The sequence below is a fragment of the Chryseobacterium salivictor genome (assembly GCF_004359195.1).
In the GTDB taxonomy this organism is placed as follows: Bacteria; Bacteroidota; Bacteroidia; order Flavobacteriales; family Weeksellaceae; genus Kaistella; species Kaistella salivictor.
This window is the reverse complement of record NZ_CP037954.1, coordinates 818,443-834,706: the sequence shown is the minus strand read 5'-3', so window position 1 is coordinate 834,706 and position 16,264 is coordinate 818,443. Positions and strand designations below refer to the sequence as shown.

At 37.0% G+C, this 16,264-nt stretch carries 20 protein-coding genes; 10 read left to right on the top strand and 10 right to left on the bottom strand.

Annotated elements, in window-relative coordinates; genetic code table 11:
- The first annotated feature begins 326 nt into the window (after window positions 1–326).
- The 4 genes from NBC122_RS03845 to NBC122_RS03825 all read left to right on the top strand — a co-directional run bounded on the left by NBC122_RS03845 (window position 327) and on the right by NBC122_RS03825 (window position 4,424).
- Window positions 327–1,097, top strand: coding sequence for a hypothetical protein (locus NBC122_RS03845; RefSeq protein ID WP_133439113.1), 771 nt, complete (start codon window positions 327–329; stop codon window positions 1,095–1,097).
- 914 nt (window positions 1,098–2,011) lie between these two features.
- Window positions 2,012–3,076 (top strand): transposase, encoded by a 1,065-nt coding sequence (locus NBC122_RS03840; protein ID WP_133439112.1) that lies wholly within the window; start codon window positions 2,012–2,014, stop codon window positions 3,074–3,076.
- Window positions 3,077–3,366: 290 nt separating this feature from the next.
- Window positions 3,367–3,753, top strand: coding sequence for a hypothetical protein (locus NBC122_RS14320; RefSeq protein WP_165983192.1), 387 nt, complete (start codon window positions 3,367–3,369; stop codon window positions 3,751–3,753).
- A gap of 104 nt (window positions 3,754–3,857) precedes the next feature.
- On the top strand, window positions 3,858–4,424 hold the full coding sequence (locus NBC122_RS03825) for a hypothetical protein (protein ID WP_133439110.1): 567 nt from the start codon (window positions 3,858–3,860) through the stop codon (window positions 4,422–4,424).
- A 111-nt stretch (window positions 4,425–4,535) separates the two neighbouring features.
- Here the strand turns inward: NBC122_RS03825 and pepT are convergent, their stop codons facing one another.
- Window positions 4,536–5,795, bottom strand: a complete 1,260-nt coding sequence (gene pepT, locus NBC122_RS03820; protein WP_133439109.1) for a peptidase T — start codon at window positions 5,793–5,795, stop codon at window positions 4,536–4,538.
- Between the two features lie 186 nt (window positions 5,796–5,981).
- Here pepT and NBC122_RS03815 point away from each other — a divergent pair, with 186 nt between their 5' ends.
- The 3 genes from NBC122_RS03815 (at window position 5,982) to NBC122_RS03805 (ending at window position 7,810) form a co-directional block, all read left to right on the top strand.
- Window positions 5,982–6,830: a hydroxymethylglutaryl-CoA lyase gene (locus tag NBC122_RS03815; RefSeq protein ID WP_133439108.1), complete on the top strand. Its 849-nt coding sequence runs from the start codon at window positions 5,982–5,984 to the stop codon at window positions 6,828–6,830.
- Between the two features lie 28 nt (window positions 6,831–6,858).
- Window positions 6,859–7,266 carry an OsmC family protein gene (locus NBC122_RS03810; protein WP_133439107.1) on the top strand — a complete coding sequence of 136 codons (408 nt, stop codon included), beginning with the start codon at window positions 6,859–6,861 and terminating at the stop codon, window positions 7,264–7,266.
- 139 nt (window positions 7,267–7,405) lie between these two features.
- The gene (locus NBC122_RS03805; RefSeq protein ID WP_133439106.1) at window positions 7,406–7,810 is read left to right on the top strand and encodes an OsmC family protein; all 405 of its coding nucleotides are present in this window, start codon (window positions 7,406–7,408) and stop codon (window positions 7,808–7,810) included.
- Window positions 7,811–7,850: 40 nt separating this feature from the next.
- On the opposite strand, the gene NBC122_RS03800 is transcribed toward NBC122_RS03805, so the two are convergent.
- From NBC122_RS03800 to NBC122_RS03785, 4 genes are read right to left on the bottom strand one after another with little or no spacing between them, the layout of a single operon-like run.
- On the bottom strand, window positions 7,851–8,177 hold the full coding sequence (locus tag NBC122_RS03800; RefSeq protein WP_133439105.1) for an SUF system Fe-S cluster assembly protein: 327 nt from the start codon (window positions 8,175–8,177) through the stop codon (window positions 7,851–7,853).
- Between the two features lie 15 nt (window positions 8,178–8,192).
- On the bottom strand, window positions 8,193–8,891 hold the full coding sequence (locus NBC122_RS03795) for a 3'-5' exonuclease (RefSeq protein WP_133439104.1): 699 nt from the start codon (window positions 8,889–8,891) through the stop codon (window positions 8,193–8,195).
- A 19-nt stretch (window positions 8,892–8,910) separates the two neighbouring features.
- Window positions 8,911–9,252, bottom strand: coding sequence for a tRNA-binding protein (locus tag NBC122_RS03790; RefSeq protein ID WP_133439103.1), 342 nt, complete (start codon window positions 9,250–9,252; stop codon window positions 8,911–8,913).
- A 13-nt stretch (window positions 9,253–9,265) separates the two neighbouring features.
- On the bottom strand, window positions 9,266–9,577 hold the full coding sequence (locus tag NBC122_RS03785) for a cytochrome c family protein (RefSeq protein WP_133439102.1): 312 nt from the start codon (window positions 9,575–9,577) through the stop codon (window positions 9,266–9,268).
- Window positions 9,578–9,811: 234 nt separating this feature from the next.
- On the opposite strand from NBC122_RS03785, the gene meaB reads away from it, so the two are divergent.
- Window positions 9,812–10,795, top strand: a complete 984-nt coding sequence (meaB, locus tag NBC122_RS03780; RefSeq protein WP_133439101.1) for a methylmalonyl Co-A mutase-associated GTPase MeaB — start codon at window positions 9,812–9,814, stop codon at window positions 10,793–10,795.
- A gap of 1 nt (window position 10,796) precedes the next feature.
- Here meaB and NBC122_RS03775 read toward each other — a convergent pair whose 3' ends face one another.
- Window positions 10,797–11,327 carry a DUF4251 domain-containing protein gene (locus NBC122_RS03775; RefSeq protein WP_133439100.1) on the bottom strand — a complete coding sequence of 177 codons (531 nt, stop codon included), beginning with the start codon at window positions 11,325–11,327 and terminating at the stop codon, window positions 10,797–10,799.
- 100 nt (window positions 11,328–11,427) lie between these two features.
- Between NBC122_RS03775 and NBC122_RS03770 the strand changes: the two genes are divergently transcribed.
- Both NBC122_RS03770 and NBC122_RS03765 read left to right on the top strand, forming a co-directional pair.
- Window positions 11,428–12,237: a M48 family metallopeptidase gene (locus NBC122_RS03770; RefSeq protein WP_133439099.1), complete on the top strand. Its 810-nt coding sequence runs from the start codon at window positions 11,428–11,430 to the stop codon at window positions 12,235–12,237.
- 73 nt (window positions 12,238–12,310) lie between these two features.
- Complete coding sequence (locus tag NBC122_RS03765) at window positions 12,311–12,637, top strand: DUF1049 domain-containing protein (RefSeq protein WP_133439098.1); 327 nt, start codon at window positions 12,311–12,313, stop codon at window positions 12,635–12,637.
- Window positions 12,638–12,675: 38 nt separating this feature from the next.
- Here NBC122_RS03765 and NBC122_RS03760 read toward each other — a convergent pair whose 3' ends face one another.
- Genes NBC122_RS03760 through NBC122_RS03745 form a run of 4 tightly spaced genes read right to left on the bottom strand, consistent with a single transcriptional unit; the run spans window position 12,676 to window position 16,258 of the window.
- Entirely contained in the window at window positions 12,676–13,293 is a 618-nt protein-coding gene (locus tag NBC122_RS03760) for an outer membrane beta-barrel protein (protein ID WP_133439097.1), read from the bottom strand.
- Window positions 13,286–14,095 carry an ABC transporter ATP-binding protein gene (locus NBC122_RS03755; RefSeq protein WP_133439096.1) on the bottom strand — a complete coding sequence of 270 codons (810 nt, stop codon included), beginning with the start codon at window positions 14,093–14,095 and terminating at the stop codon, window positions 13,286–13,288. Before NBC122_RS03755 ends, NBC122_RS03760 begins: the two co-directional genes overlap by 8 nt.
- Window positions 14,095–14,847, bottom strand: coding sequence for an MlaE family ABC transporter permease (locus NBC122_RS03750; protein ID WP_133439095.1), 753 nt, complete (start codon window positions 14,845–14,847; stop codon window positions 14,095–14,097). The genes NBC122_RS03755 and NBC122_RS03750 overlap by 1 nt, the downstream gene beginning before the upstream one ends.
- 37 nt (window positions 14,848–14,884) lie before the next feature.
- A complete protein-coding gene (locus tag NBC122_RS03745) occupies window positions 14,885–16,258 on the bottom strand; it encodes an exopolysaccharide biosynthesis polyprenyl glycosylphosphotransferase (protein WP_133439094.1) in 1,374 nt (457 codons plus the stop codon).
- Window positions 16,259–16,264: the final 6 nt, after the last annotated feature.

Sequence of the window (16,264 nt, the reverse complement as noted above, 5' to 3'; positions counted from 1 at the left end):
AAATACAGAAGTTATTATATTTTTGTATTGTTTGTGACTTTGTCATGTGTTTGGCTTTATAAGTGTTTGATTTGCTGTGTAATTGAAAATAATTTACTAATTTAGTCTGGATATATAAGCGGTTTTATTCTTCATGTGAATGATTTGGATTAAATGTTCAGGGAACCTCAACAGGGTTCGGATGATAGAGAATTGTCTGCTTATTGTAAGGTTTATATGAGGAGTCAGGTCAGCATACAGTCAGCATACAGTCAGCATACACTGCGGGTTGCTATGGAGATGACCAGAGGAAGCGATCACTATAACAATGTTAAATATAAATTACAATGGCAAAGCAGATCGGGGGTATTTTACTTAAAGGCACGATAGGAGAGGTGAACTTTTATGTGCAGGACGGAGAACCACTGGCGCGTATGTCGGGTGGCGGTTTTAACGGTGATGCGATCAGGAACGGTAAAAATATGGCGAGGGTACGTGAAACCTGCAGCGAGTTTACGGCCTGTTCTAAGGTGAATAAGGAATTCAAAAAATCCATAGCACCTTTTCTTGCCGGTCATAAAGACGGCAAATTACACCAGAGGCTTATGAAGTTGTTTTTAACAATCAGAGATTGTGATCACAGTTCAGAAAAAGGAAAGCGGTCGGTTTTTCATGGGATTTCTTCAACATCGGGGAAACAGCTTTTAGAGGATTTTATTTTCACCCCTCAGCGGCCTGCTATTTTACCGTGTCCCTATATATTTGACTGGGAAAGCCGGAGTTTAAAAGTGCATGACTTTAGAGCGGATGAAACCGGATTTCCTGAGGAAGCAGACGCTATGGAAGTACGTGTCGGTTTGATCCGTTTTGATTTTGAGGCGCTTGCTTACCAACAGGTATTTGCGGCCCCAATGATTATCGCCCCTGATTTCAAAGAAGATTCTTTTGAGATTCTTTTCGATACAATACCGGAAGGCAACGGGATTTTGTTTTCGGTAGCTAGGGTTTCATTTTATCCGACGGTTCATGGGAAAGGATGTTTATTGACCGGGGGAGATGCTTTTGGGATGGAGGTGTTGTCGGTGTGGGATACAGTTGAAGCCAGAAATCCGGCGTGATTGGATGGTTGAAAGTTTTCGAAAAGCAACCGAAAGTCAGTGCACGAATAAAAATTGTCAATTTTTGAAATATTGAAAACACGCGGAAGAAATTTATACCTTATCTTTTGTATGGGATCAACTGAATTATACCTCTCTTAATCCCATGAGCGGAGGCTGGTTTAAAAAAGTAGCGCAGTATATTTATTGTGTAGCAAGCAACTGCTTTTCTGGAAAAGTATTGCTGAATATAACAATGGCAGATTCTTCGATTATAAACATCACTGAAACTAATGAGTTTTGGAAATATAGTAATGGTGAGGAGTGAGATCGAAGAGGCTCAAAGTCGGAGACTTTGCGCAGCGGGGGTTTATTGGCTGGAGGAGATGTTTTTGGGCTGGAGGTGTTGTCGGTGTGGGATACAGTTGAAGCCAGAAATCCGGCGTGATTGGATGGTTCAAAGTTTTCGAAAATCAACCGAAACTCACGGCACAAATAAAAATTGTCAGTTTTTGAAATATAGAAATAACGCAGAAGAAATTTATACGCTATCTTTCCTATGGGATCAACTGAATTATATCCCTCGTAATCCCATTGAAGCAGGTTTGGTTGAAAAAGCACCACATTATATTTATTCTTAAGCAAGCAACTATGTTTCGGAAAAGGATTGTAAAATATAAAATTGGCAGATTCTTCGATTATAAACATCACTGAAACTAATGAGTTTTGGAAATATAATAATGGTGAGGAGTGAGATCGAAGAGGCTCAAAGTCGGAGACTTTGCCTTTACTTTGAATTCTAATAAAAATCTTAAATTTATTCAAAGGAAAGCAGAGGTGAACTTTAGACTTTGCTGGTTAAGAACCATGCTGCGCATTAGTCCTCTGCCTTCTCCTTGAATCCCGTTGAACAGCTTCAAATAGAATGATAGACATTGTGGTCTAATAAAGGCTCTAAAGAAGTTCAACATTTTGTTTATCCTAAATCCAAAGTTATGAAAAATTATTGCTTCCACATTGGGATTGATGTTTCAAAATTGAAATTGGATGTAAATCTATTGAACAGTCAAACCCTTGAATCCGAACATTTTGTATTGGATAACGATGCAAAGTCCATCAAACTTTTCATCAAAGCTCTTATTAAACGAAAAATTGACATTCGCGAAGTCTTATTCTGTTGTGAAAACACAGGTATTTATACCAATCATTTAATTAATGTTTCAACAGATTTGAAATTTGATCTATGGGTCGTTCCCGCCATTGAAATTAAACGATCCAAAGGAATTTCTAGAGGAAAAACGGATAAAACGGACGCCAAAGATATTGCGTTTTATAGCTTTAGGAATCTAGATAAGTTGAAAATTTTCAATGTATCTGATATTAATATTCAAAAATTAAAAATTCTTTTCACCGAAAGAGAAAAAGTTTTAAAAGCATTATTACTTCTAGAAACGACCAAAGAAAATGAAAATTTTGTTGATAAAAAGGTGTTTGCAGAAGTAGTAGGGATCAATAAATCTCTGATCAACGTGATAAAAAAAACGCTTCAAAAAATAGAAATTAAAATTAAAGAAATCATTAAAGCTGATGAACAATTGGATCAGCAAAATCGGCTCATTCAATCAATCCCTGGATTAGGAGAGAAAACCAGTACCTATTTAATTATTGCAACAAAAGGATTTACGATGTTTGCTAATTGGCGAAAATTTGCTTGCTATTCTGGTATAGCTCCTTTTGAATATAGTTCTGGAACAAGCATAAAAGGCAGAACCAAAGTAAATCATATGGCAGATAAAAAAATGAAATCTTTGCTCCAAATGTGTGCAATGACCGCAATTAAATACGACCCTCAATTAAAAGAATATTACCAGAAGAAAAAGCTTGAAGGAAAAAACTCCATGCTGGTTTTAAATAACATAAGATGCAAACTAATCAGCAGAGTTTTTGCAGTAATAAGTCGAGAAACTCCTTACATCAACACTTACAAATTTGCATCTTAATTTTAACGATTTTTATTTGGATTTTATCATAGAATGCGCAGCGGGTAACGGGATTTTGTTTTCGGTAGCTAGGGTTTCATTTTATCCGACGGTTCATGGGAAAAGATGTTTATTGACCGGGGGAGATGCTTTTGGGCTGGAGGTGTTGTCAGTGTGGGATACAGTTTGAAGCCAGAAATCCGGCGTGATTGGATGGTTGAAAGCTTTTAAAAAGCAGGAAAGTAACGAAGTGATTCGGCGTAGCCAATGGCTGCTCTGGATGTTTGGACAAGCAGGAAAAAGAAATTCAAATGTCAAAAAACATCAATTTTGGCAACAGCAGATCAAACCAGTTGAGATTGGTCTTTAAAAGTTGTGCGATAGCCACACTAAAGGATTCGTGCGGCAGCGGTGGGGCAATATTGCAGAAGTTGATTGGGCAACTGCTAATGACGGTATTTTACGGAGATATGGTTACGTATATGATGACTCGAACCGTCTTAGGGCAGGCTATTATCAGAATTCTCAAAATCCATCTGCCAAAACAGCATCAGTATGACTATGAGATAGAGAATGCATTCGATGGAAAATATTCTGACAGACAAACAGCAAGAGATCCAAATGAACAAAGAGCTGTTCAAACAGAAAAGCGAGCAAGAGAAATAGAAGGGATACCGAAACGGACGACTTATGATTGAGACAAAGTAAATCCTAATCCATCAAACTACATTTTACCAGGTCAAAAAATTAGGGAAGAAAGAAAAAAAACTGGTTTACCTGAAAGCAACAGAATACAATAAAAATGAAATCGACTGTGAAATTTAAATTTAAACCAGCTTTCTTATCGATAGTATTTATTTTAATTTCTTGTTCCAAATCAGAAATTCATATAAATGATAAGTTAATTAGAGAAATATCAATCATTGATAATGGGAACAACGATAGTGTTATATCTTATATCGCAGAAAAGGCGACAAACTTATTATATTTGAAATTAGATAATAACAAAATGATATCTATTAATGCTTTGGAGTTACAGGATATTTATAGCAGTTATTATAAAAATAATTACAAAACATTTTATAATTTTTTAAATAAAGCCTTAAAACAAGAAGTTAGTTTAAAAACAAACCAAGTGCAAAAATATGAAGTGATAATGTTTAGTTTGGATAATAATATAATACAAACTTCTGCCAACCAAATAGAAAAAAAATATTTGAAAAAAATAAATAATGAAACTTTTTATTTTTATCCAAAAGATATCGATTTAAACCAAAATCAAACAATCTTGTACAAAATGTTTATAAATAATTATTTAATTTCATTTGATGATTATGGAGGTAAATATATAATTACGAAGTATAAATAAAGTAACAAAGCCCCCGCTGCTGCGAGCGTCACGCTCGTACCCATAAAACTAAAAGAACAAAAAAAAGCCACCACTGATCACAGTGATGGCTTTAATAAGAATTGTTCCGGTTTATCTCTTCTTGATGGCTTTCGCAATGTTCACAATTACCTTCACCGCTTTTTCCATTGATTCCAGGCAAACATATTCGTAAGGTCCGTGAAAGTTTAATCCGCCCGCAAAAATGTTCGGACACGGCAATCCCATATAAGAAAGCTGTGCGCCGTCTGTGCCGCCGCGGATGGCCTTTATTTTCGGTTCGATGTTGGCGTCTTTCATGGCCTGTTCTGCAATGTCTACAATATGCATTTTTCCCTCAAACTGCTGTTTCATATTGAGATACTGTTCTTTGATTTCAATTTCGGCAGTTCCGGCTCCAAATTTTTTGTTGAATTCTGCGACCACATCCGTCATGAATTTTTTTCTTGCTTCAAACTTCTCATGATCATGATCGCGAATGATATACTGAATTTTTGCCTCTGAAACTTCAGATTTTAAATCGGTTAAATGATAAAAACCTTCAAATCCTTTTGTGGTAGAAGGCGTTTCGTTTTCAGGAAGCATTTTAATGAATTCTGCTGCCAGTAAAGAAGCATTTACCATTTTCCCGAAGGCATAACCGGGATGCACACTCAAACCGTGGATTTTCACCACGGCTCCGGCGGCATTGAAATTTTCATATTCCAGTTCTCCAACTTCGCTGCCGTCCATGGTGTACGCCCATTCTGCGCCGAATTTTTTCACATCAAATTTATGTGCACCTCTTCCGATTTCTTCATCGGGGGTAAATCCGATGGCGATTCGGCCGTGTTTAATTTCCGGGTGTGCCAATAAATATTCTGCCGCGGTAACGATTTCTGCAATACCTGCTTTATCGTCAGCGCCCAGTAAAGTTGTCCCGTCGGTCGTAATCAATGTTTTGCCAACGTAATCTTTTAATCTTTCAAATTTTGAAGGAGAAAGGGTAAATCCGGTTTCATTATTCAAAACCAGGTCGCCACCGTCGTAATCATCCCAAATTTGTGGTTTTACATTTTCTCCGTTAAAGTCAGGAGAGGTGTCGTAATGCGATATAAATCCGACTACCGGCTCATCGTCGTTTTCCAGATTTGAAGGCACGTAAGCGTAAATATAGCCGTGCTCATCCATGGAAACATCACTCAGACCCAAGGTTTTCAGTTCTTCAAAAATATATTTGGCAATATCCCACTGTTGCGGCGTTGAAGGCGTTGCTTCACTTTCGGGATCGCTGGTTGAATATATTTTTACATAATTAATAAAACGGTTTTGTAATTTCAGTTTCCAGTCGAGGTTAAAATCTATGGTTATCATAATTGCATATTTTAAACAAAGTTAAAATTTTAGGCGAAGGTTAAGGCAAATATGTTGTAATTATTTTTATTGTTTCTGTAATTGAATTTTATTTAAATTACTGATAGTCAACTTTTTAAAAGTATTTAAATTTTAATCAGACCTTTTTTAAAGTTTTGGTATATTTGAGAACATCAAAAAATAGAAATGTTTCTAACTGAATGTCCACGAGATGCAATGCAGGGTTGGGGTGAATTTATCCCGACGCAAAAGAAGATTGATTACATTAATTCGTTAATGGAAGTAGGGTTTGATGTGCTGGATTGCGGCAGTTTTGTTTCCCCGAAAGCAATTCCGCAGATGGCCGATTCCGGAACCGTGGTCGATGAGATTGATAAAGGGGTTTCGAATACCAAACTTTCCGTAATTGTTGCCAACTATCGCGGGGCTGAGAAAGCGCTTGCACATCCATCGGTAGATATCTTAGGGTTTCCTTTTTCTATTTCCGAAACTTTTCAATACCGAAATACCAATAAGAATCAGGAAGAAGCCTTTAAAGATATTAAGAAAATCACAGAACTTTTAGAATCAGATGGCCGGGTGTTGAACGTTTATTTTTCGATGGCCTTCGGGAATCCTTACGGTGAAATCTGGAAAGCGGCTGATGTTGATTATTGGGCGCAAAGATTTAATGATATTGGTATTAAAAATATTTTACTTTCCGATACGACCGGAACAGGTACATTAGAACAAATCGAACTGCTTTTTAAAACCATTCCGGCAAAATATCCTGAAATTGATTTTGGAGCGCATTTTCATAACCGCCATGAAGATTCTTACAAAAAATTAAAAGCTGCGTACGATAATGGTTGCCGCAGATTCGATTCTGCAATTAAAGGAATCGGCGGCTGTCCGATGGCTAAAGATGATCTGGTCGGAAATATGCCCACTGAGCAGGTGATTAATTTTATGGCCTTAGAAAAAATCGAGCATTCATTAAATTTACTCCATTTCGAAAGTGCTTATAATAAAGCAAAAGATATTTTTCATTTTTAATTTTTATCACCATTAAAACCTGCAATTTATGGCAACTTCAAAAGTAACTTACCTTACTGATTTGCGGTGCGAATCCGAGCATCTGCAGTCAGGATCGAAAATTTTCACCGATGCTCCTACCGACAATCACGGCAAAGGAGAAGCTTTTTCACCTACGGATCTTTGTGCAACTTCTCTAGTGCAGTGCATGCTGACGACGATTGCGATTTTGGGAAAAGACAAGGGAATTATTATTGACGGTTCTTATGGAGAAATCCAAAAAAATATGAATCCAAAACCGAGAAAAATTGCGGAAATTGTTTGTGACCTGCATTTTAAAGGAAACTTTTCGGATAGTGAAAAGGAGTTCATCAAAGAAACTGCGATGAACTGTCCGGTTGCATTGTCACTGAGTTCTGAGGTAAAAAAAACAGTCAGTTTTAATTACTCAGCATAGTCTGTTTCTGGATTTTGTCATTTCGAAAAAGACAGAATATATAAAAAAGTATTTGTTTTTAATATCTGATTAATAGCAGGTTATAAATTATAGTTTGTGATAAAACTTTTGTTATCTTTATATCAAAATAACACAAATTATGACTTCAACAATTACCTATTTGGGCGACTTTAAAATAGTTTCGCAACATGAGAAATCGGGTGCTACCATTGAAACCTGCGCTCCATTAAGAGAAGGCGGTACTTCAGAATTATTTTCCCCTTCTGATATTTTCGGAATATCTTACGGCCAGTCGATGTTAATGGCGGTGGCGGTTTTGGGCGAGCCCAGAGGGATCTTCATCACCGGAGCCACCTGTGAGTTGAAAAAATCAACCCATCCCGAACCGAAGAGAATAGGGACGATTTTCTGTATCGTGAGAATTCCTGGAAAGTTTACGGATAAAGAAAAGAAATTTATAGAAGAAACAGCACTGAACTGTCCTGTAGCACTATCCATACATCCCAATGTTCAGAAAACAGTGATGTTTGAGTTTGAAGGATAAACCCTTAAATAACGAATGCCGGAAATTTCCGGCATTTATTTTAAATCATTCCCAATTCGAACCGGGCTTCTTCGCTCATCATGTCTTTGTTCCAGGAAGGTTCAAAGGTGAGTTCCAAATCAACTTCTGTCACATCTTCCACTTCGGTGACGCGCTCTCTGACCTCTGCAGGTAAGCTTTCTGCCACCGGGCAATTGGGTGTTGTCAAAGTCATAATTACTTTTACTTTACCTTCATCAGAAATTTGTACATCATAAATTAATCCTAATTCATAAATGTCGACAGGGATTTCTGGATCGTAAACTGTTTTTAGGGCTGTAATAATATTTTCACCGATTTCGGCAATTTTGTCGTCTGTATATTTCATTTATTTTGGGAACATTTAATTTTCACTCTTTTCTAAAAGGTCTTCCTGGCGCATGCGCCGAAAAACATTTGCCAAAGTTAAGACATCTTTCTCACAATATGTAACGATTCTAAATAAGTCTTTCTCTATATGGTAAATTGATGCTACCATTGAACCGTCGATATCGTCTTTCGGTGTTGGGATTCCGAAGAGATGCGCCAATAATTCCAGTGAGATAAATGATTTATAGTCGCCGAATTTCCAAAGTTCCATGGTGTCGAGATGAGGGATTTCCCACGGTTTTTTCCCGAACATCTGAAAGGGAACCGGCGGTTGCATTCCATTGATCAAAAACCTTCTGGCAATCCATGGAAAGTCAAACTCTTTTCCGTTGTGCGCACAGAGAATGACGTCGCGCAGTTTTGGTCTGTTAAAAATTTCGCCGAATTCTTCCAGTAATTTTTTTTCATCATCACCGTAAAAGCTCTTTACCATCAGCTTGCCGGATTTTTCTACGATCCCCACAGAAATACAGATTATTTTACCGAATTCTGCCATAATTCCGCCCCTTTCGCGGTAATATTCTTCTGCGGTAAATTCTTCTTTCCGCTGGAATTTTGTTTTTTTATCCCAAAGATATTGGTTGGTTTCATCTAAATCTTCCCAGTTTCCAAATTGCGGAACGGTCTCAATATCCAGAAATAATACTTTTTCTAACGGGATGTTTTGGATCATAATTTTAGTTTTTAAGCTTTCAGCCAATTTGCAAACCGTTTTTCACGGGTAATGTGGAGGTGAGAACCGTCACTTCTTTATTGTCGCCATAAACTCCCAGGACCAAACATTCGCTGAAAAAGTTGGCAATTTGCTTTTTAGGAAAATTGACCACGGCGATAATTTGCTTTCCGAGGAGGTCTTCTTTTGTATATAATTCTGTGATCTGAGCTGAAGATTTTTTAATTCCTAAATTGCCAAAATCGATTTCCAATTGATAGGCAGGATTTTTTGCACCTGGAAAATCCAAAACGGAAACGATTGTTCCAGTTCTTAAATCAATTTTTTCAAAGTCGGTCCAGCTGATTTCAGGTTTAATCATTCAAAAATTATTTCTATTTTACAGATACGATATAGTCGTACACCATTTGATGTTGTTTGTCATTCAGCTTTGCTTTTGGAGCCATCGAATTCATAATTCCTACCCAGTTCTGGGCAGAATGATCTGTTGGGTTGGGCAAGTCATGGCATTTTCCGCAAGAATTATCGAAAATAACTTTGCCTTGTGAGAGATATTCCGCGGTCATCACTTTTGTTCCTTTAACTGCGGATTTTGGACTACAGGAGGCCATTAATCCTGCCGCACCAAATACAGCGATTAATAAGTTTTGAGCGGTCTGGTTTCTGCTTCGTTTTTGGTTTTTCATTTTATTAATTTAATATTAATTCATTTCAAAAATAAGTAAATTTCTTCTTAGATTTGTTTTAGTCGTAGAAAATTAAGGCAATGGCAATAAATGATAACTTTTATCTGAAATCGGATATGCGTTATTACAACGCATGTTTTCTTATTGGTATTCACATTTAATTAAAATAGTTCCCGGCTGCTTCTTTTGGGCATTACAGAATTTATTTCGTAAAAGTATTGTATTTTTGACTCAATGAAAACCCCTTCTAACCAAGACCTGATAAAAGGAATACAGTCCGGCGACAAACGATTGCTCGGAAAAGCAATCACGTTGGTGGAAAGTAAAAAAGAGGAACACCGCGCGCAAGCAGAGGAACTTTTAAAAGAAATATTGCCTTTTACTGGAAAATCAGTCAGAATCGGAATTACAGGAGTTCCCGGTGCGGGAAAATCGACCTTCATTGAAAGTTTTGGGAAGTTGGCCATTCAACACGGGAAAAAAGTAGCGGTCTTAGCGATTGATCCGAGTTCGTCATTAAACAAAGGATCTATTTTGGGTGACAAAACCAGAATGGAAGAGTTGGCCAGAGAAAGGAATGCCTTCATCCGGCCGAGTCCCACTTCGGGATTTTTGGGTGGAGTAGCCAATGCGACTTTTGAAAGCATGTTGATTTGTGAAGCTGCAGGTTATGATTTTATTTTAATTGAAACTGTAGGCGTTGGACAAAGTGAAGTTTTGGTTTCTGATATTACCGATGTTTTTTTATTTTTAAAAATTATTGGCGGTGGCGATGAACTCCAGGGAATCAAACGTGGAATTATGGAAATGGTCGATCTTATTTTCATTAATAAAGTTGAGGAAGATAACCGTCTTAAAGCTAAAAATACAAAAGTAGAATTAATGCGCGCGCTCCATTTCTTGCCGTCAAAAGAAAAAAACTGGAAAGTTCCGGTTCTGCTCGGTTCTGCTTTGAATAATACAGGTTTGGAAGAAGTTTATGAAAAGATTCAGGAGTTTATTGATTTGAAAATTTCAAATCATTCTTTTGAGGAGACCCGAAAAAAACAAGCGGAGAAACGCTTTGACTACTGGGTGCAGGAATATATTCTGCAAAAAACAAAATCGGATAAACCGACAGAAAACTTTTACGAAGAGCATAAAAAAAATGCTTCTGAATTGAAATCAAATCCAAGTACAGAAGCGAAAATTTTTGTCGAGAAATTAATAGGCCGGTAAATTAATTTTTTGTGGTCGAATTCGCAGTAATATATCCATCATAGGAAATCGGTTGTCTGTCATTGGAGTCTACAGATACATAAGTTTTCCCATTCTTGAATACTTCCATATTAAATGTAATAATGTTTTGTTGATCCTTGGCGATGATGTTGAAAACAGAACTTCCTTTTTTACCTTCTTTTTTAGTAATTGTAAAATCCTTTGACGTAAACCTGTAGGAATTTTTACTGGGATCTATGTTTGGAGTGTACATTCGTCCGAAGTAAGGCAGGGTCACATCTATTTTATCTTTTCTGATTTCAATGGTGTAACCGGAATCTAAATTGAGCATTTGGGAGGAACCATTGGGAAGCGAATTTAAAACATTAATAACGTCTGCGTTATTAGGGTTTGCATGCTCAGCTACAAAAGTAAACTCATTGGATTGTAACAGAGCGCTTGTGTTTGCCGATGGGATATTATTCTGGGAACTGCATGATAATACTAAAGTAATCGTCAAAAGAGCAATCAGTATTTTGGGTAGATTTTTCATGTGATTTTTTTATAAATGTACAAAAATTATGCAATATTAACTACTAACTCATGATTTGGAATAAAAATTGTTTAATCCTTTAAAATCAATTTAGACTACTATGAAAAATATTAACAAAATACTAGGAATAGGTGTTGTATCTGCCATGATGATTGCGTGTACCACCAACCCAATCACGGGGCGTAAATCTTTGCAATTGGCCAATAATCAGGAGATTTCTGCGATGGCTCTGCAGCAATACAAACAGGCGCTGTCTCAGGCAAAAGTTATTTCGGGAACGACTCAGGCGAAGAGCGTACAGAATGTCGGCTTAAGGATTAAGAACGCCGCAAACAATTATTACCGGGGAATTGGCAGAGAAGCAGATCTTGCGAATTACCAATGGGAATTTAATTTACTCGACGATAAACAAGTTAACGCCTGGTGTATGCCTGGTGGTAAAGTAGCAGTATATACGGGTATTTTACCTATTACTAAAACTGATACTGGTTTAGCGGTGGTCTTAGGTCATGAAATTTCTCACGCACTTGCTGGCCACGGAAATGAAAGAATTTCACAAGCCATGATCGCAGAATATGGCGGCGCCATTTTAGGAAGTACTATTTCCAATGGGCAGCTAGCGTCAATTTTCCAACAGGCTTATCCGCTCGGTGCTCAGGTTGCTTTATTGAAATACGGAAGAAGCCAGGAGCTAGAAGCTGATGAAATGGGACTTTATTTAATGAGTATGGCTGGCTATGATCCGAGAGAAGCGCAACCTTTCTGGCAAAGAATGGAGGCGGCTTCTACAGGAAACAGACCTCCGGAGTTTTTGTCAACTCACCCTAATCCAGATACCAGAAGAGCAGATTTAGAAAAACACATGTCAAAAGCCCTGCAATATTATGCAGCTGCTGGCGGCAAAATCTAACACTTAATTAAATTTATAGTAAACCTTTCCGAAAATTTCTTAAATTTGGAAAGGTTTTTTAATTTATACCGACATGAAAAATTTAACATTTATAGGATTTCTTTTACTGGGTTTAGCTTTTTTGCTGTATTATATTACGCCGCAGTTTTCTGCGGTTAAGCTTTTTGAGCCCACTAATTTAATGGGTATTCTTGCAGGAATTGGAATTGGTTTAATAATCGGAGGAATTGTCGGTTATATCAGCAAGGGAACCGCATTAAAACAGGAAGAAAAGCGGAGAGAATTAAAACAGCTACGGAAAGAAAAAGAAGACCTTGAAAAGCAGGCGGCTGAATTGGCAAGGCAACAGACCGTAACTTATACCACGACAGAAGAAAACCAAAATCCTCCGAATTATTAATTCAGAGGATTCTTTTTTTTCTTAAAGTTTGGTTTTTCTTAAAACTCATACCCTAAACCTACCATAAACAAACTTGGTCGGCTGTCATAACGAATCGTTTCGTTGGTATTGTTATTAATGAAATTTCTTTGATCGCTGCTGAAAGCACCTTCATATCTTGCATTCACAATCAGTTTTTGAAGTTGAACCTGTGCTCCAAACTGATATCCTACTGTGAAATCTTTGGTGGCATTTTCTTTAAAGTCTTTGAACTGATTATCTGTAGAAAGATTATAAGATGCAACCGGACCAATAAATACTCCTAAGTTGTCTCCTAAAAGCTTATATCCCAAAAGGACAGGTACATCCACACGATTGCTTTTTGCTTCTATAGTAGTAGCGGTAGTACCATTAGGGCTCGGCACATCGATTTCTGATTTAAAAGTAGTGTAATAAATTTCCGGCATTAAAAATAGTGACGCTGGTAAATTAACTTTCGCGGAAAGACCAACATTGAAGCCTGCACTGTTCTTTTTGGAATCATTGTATGTTTTTACGGCACTTTCCCAACTAGGACTGTCGGTTTTGAAAAGTAAGTTGGCTTTTGCTGCAAATTTAATCTGTGCAGAACCCAGAACACTTGCACCAATTAGAACGAAACTGAATAATTTATTCATTAGAATGGGGTTTTGTTATTATATTATCTATTGAGGTTTTTTTGGTCTCTAAGAAATACTCGCGTAATTCCTTAAATAACTCTGATGAATAAACGAAATCGATAAGGTTTTTATTGCCTGCATTGATCAGGATGTCTTTGTTACCTTCCCATTCTTTTATCCCAAGACGGAGATATACAATTTTCTCGCCAATCGTCATCACAGAGTTCATGTCGTGGGAATTAATGATGGTTGTAGTGTTATATTCTTTAGTGATTTCCAAAAGTAGATCATCAATAATATTTGAAGTATAGGGATCCAAACCAGAGTTTGGTTCATCGCAAAAAAGATATTTCGGGTTGTTGACAATTGCTCTTGCGATGGCAACTCTTTTTTGCATTCCTCCGGAAATCTCCGATGGATATTTACGATTGGCTTTTTCCAGATGGACACGGCCAATAACGTCGAAGACTCTTCTTTTCTTTTCTCTGAAAGTCAAATTGGTAAACATATCCAAAGGGAAAGTAATATTCTCTTCCACTGTCATCGAATCGAAAAGTGCGCTTCCCTGAAAGACGGTTCCTATTTCAGAGCGAAGCTGCTGTTTTTCGTCCCGTGACATATTATTGATGTTTCTGCCGTCAAATAATATTTCACCGGAAGTTGGTTGGTAAACATTCAGCAGACTCTTTAGAAATACTGTTTTTCCAGAGCCACTCTGACCGATGATGAGGTTCACTTTGCCTGTTTCAAAGGTTGTCGTAATTCCTTTTAATACTTCTACCTGATCAAAACGTTTCTTTAAATCTTTTACTTCTATCATCAGCTGAGGAACATTTGAGTTAATATTAAGTTCATAATAATAATGGCGACAATGGTCCAAACTACAGCCTGTGTACTTGCGCGGCCAACTTCCAGCGAGCCGCCTTTTACATTATAACCAAAATAAGCAGGAATTGTTGCAATTAAAAAAGCAAATACGGCTGTTTTGAAAAAGGCATACCATATAAAATGTTGTGGCATATACATTTGGATTCCGGTGATATAATCTGCTTTACTCCAGCTTCCTGTAGCAGTTCCCGCCAGATATCCGCCCCAAATTCCAAAAACAATACTGATTGCAATGAGTAAAGGATTAAAAATGACACTGGCTAAAACTTTAGGTAAAATCAGAAAGTTAGGAGAATTAACTCCCATAATATCTAAAGCATCAATTTGCTCGGTAACACGCATTGTTCCGATACTTGATGCAATGTAGGACCCTACTTTACCGGCAAGAATAACAGATATAATAGTTGGTGCAAATTCTAATATCAGAACAACTTTGGTTGCATAACCAATAAAAGAGTTGGGGATCGGAAATGACGATGCATTGAAGTTATTGAACATTTGAATAGCTACAACTGCTCCCACGAAAGTGGAAGTAAAGAGTACTAAGCCGAACGAATTAACTCCCAGATCATAAATCTCACGCATGAATAATTTACCAAATATCGAAGCCTTTTGTGGCTTTTTTAATGTTTTCGATAAGAGAAAGAAATATGCGCCAACTTGGCTCAACAGATTTTTTAACATGTTGCAAAATTAGTGTTTTTTATTTTTTAATAGGGTTTTAATTGGCATTCTTATCTCCGCCGACGACTAAAAAAATCGTTTTCAAAATAATAACCAAGTCTAAACTTAACGTCCAGTTTTTTACGTAAAACGCATCTGCTAGAATTCTTTTTTGCATTTTAAGATCCATATTTCCCGTGTCGCCGCGCAACCCGTTTACCTGAGCCATGCCGGTAACACCTGGTCTCACCAAACTTCTTATGGAGTAACGGCCAATTTTTAATTTGTAAAAATCATCGATCAAAAGCATGTGCGGTCTCGGCCCTACGACTGACATTTCACCTTTTAAAACATTCAGAAATTGCGGCATTTCATCTAAACTGGTCTTTCGGAGAAATTTGCCGATTCTTGTGATCCGGCGATCATTTTCTTCCGTTGTTTTAGTCGTGCATTCACTGTTGATATGCATGGTACGGAACTTTATACAATTAAAAACTTCATCATGAAAGCCATATCTTTTTTGGACAAAAAAGACGGGGCCTTCACCATCCAGTTTAATTAATATCGCGATAATCGGAAACAGCCAGGAGCCTATAAATACCAGTACTAAAACTGAAAACAGGAGATCGAATGTCCGCTTCAAAACAACATTCGTTAAATAATCCAAAGGAAATTTAGACCGTACCAATATAGGCTGGGTTTCCGTATATTCCAAATCATATTGAAAGAAGTTGTTTTCTATGATGCTGGGAATTAGCGAGATCCGTACTTTGTGGCTTTCTGCTAAACCATGAACTTCTGCTTCCTGTTTTTTATTGTACTTTTTGAATTCAGTAGAAATATACATGGTGTGTATTCCATTTTCTTTCCAGAATGCTGCGAGTTTTTCAAAATTAAACCGGTCATCTGCCGGATAATCATAAATTTTGAATCCATAATCTTTTCGTTCTGTTAAAATATTTTTTAATATTTCTGACGATGAATCACTTGACAGAAACATTATATTCCGATAGTTAAGACCTAAAGTTCTAATGTATTTTAAAGCAAAAAACAGGGTAGATTTGATGATGAGCAGAATAAGAAACAGACATAACCCCAGTAAAAACCGGTCTTGCTTCAGAAATTCATTATTGCTAACTTTTGCCAATAAAATAACGCCGAAAATGAAAATAAAGATATGGGTAACAAATCTTTCCAAATAAAGAGTGTAGGTAATATTTCTGGCAACGGAGTATAATTTTGTTCTGCTGCTGAGTAAAATCCAGTAAAAAATCAGCAGGATAATCGATAATATATTTTGCTCCGAAGTTTCTTCTGAAAAAAGGTGATCATTATTCCGCAGAAAAAAATAGACAAAAACTGCCGCTATCACCAAGACGTCAAGAAGAATAAAGCCGGTTCTGAAGTATCTGGAGTATCGGATTCTTTGCATATAGCC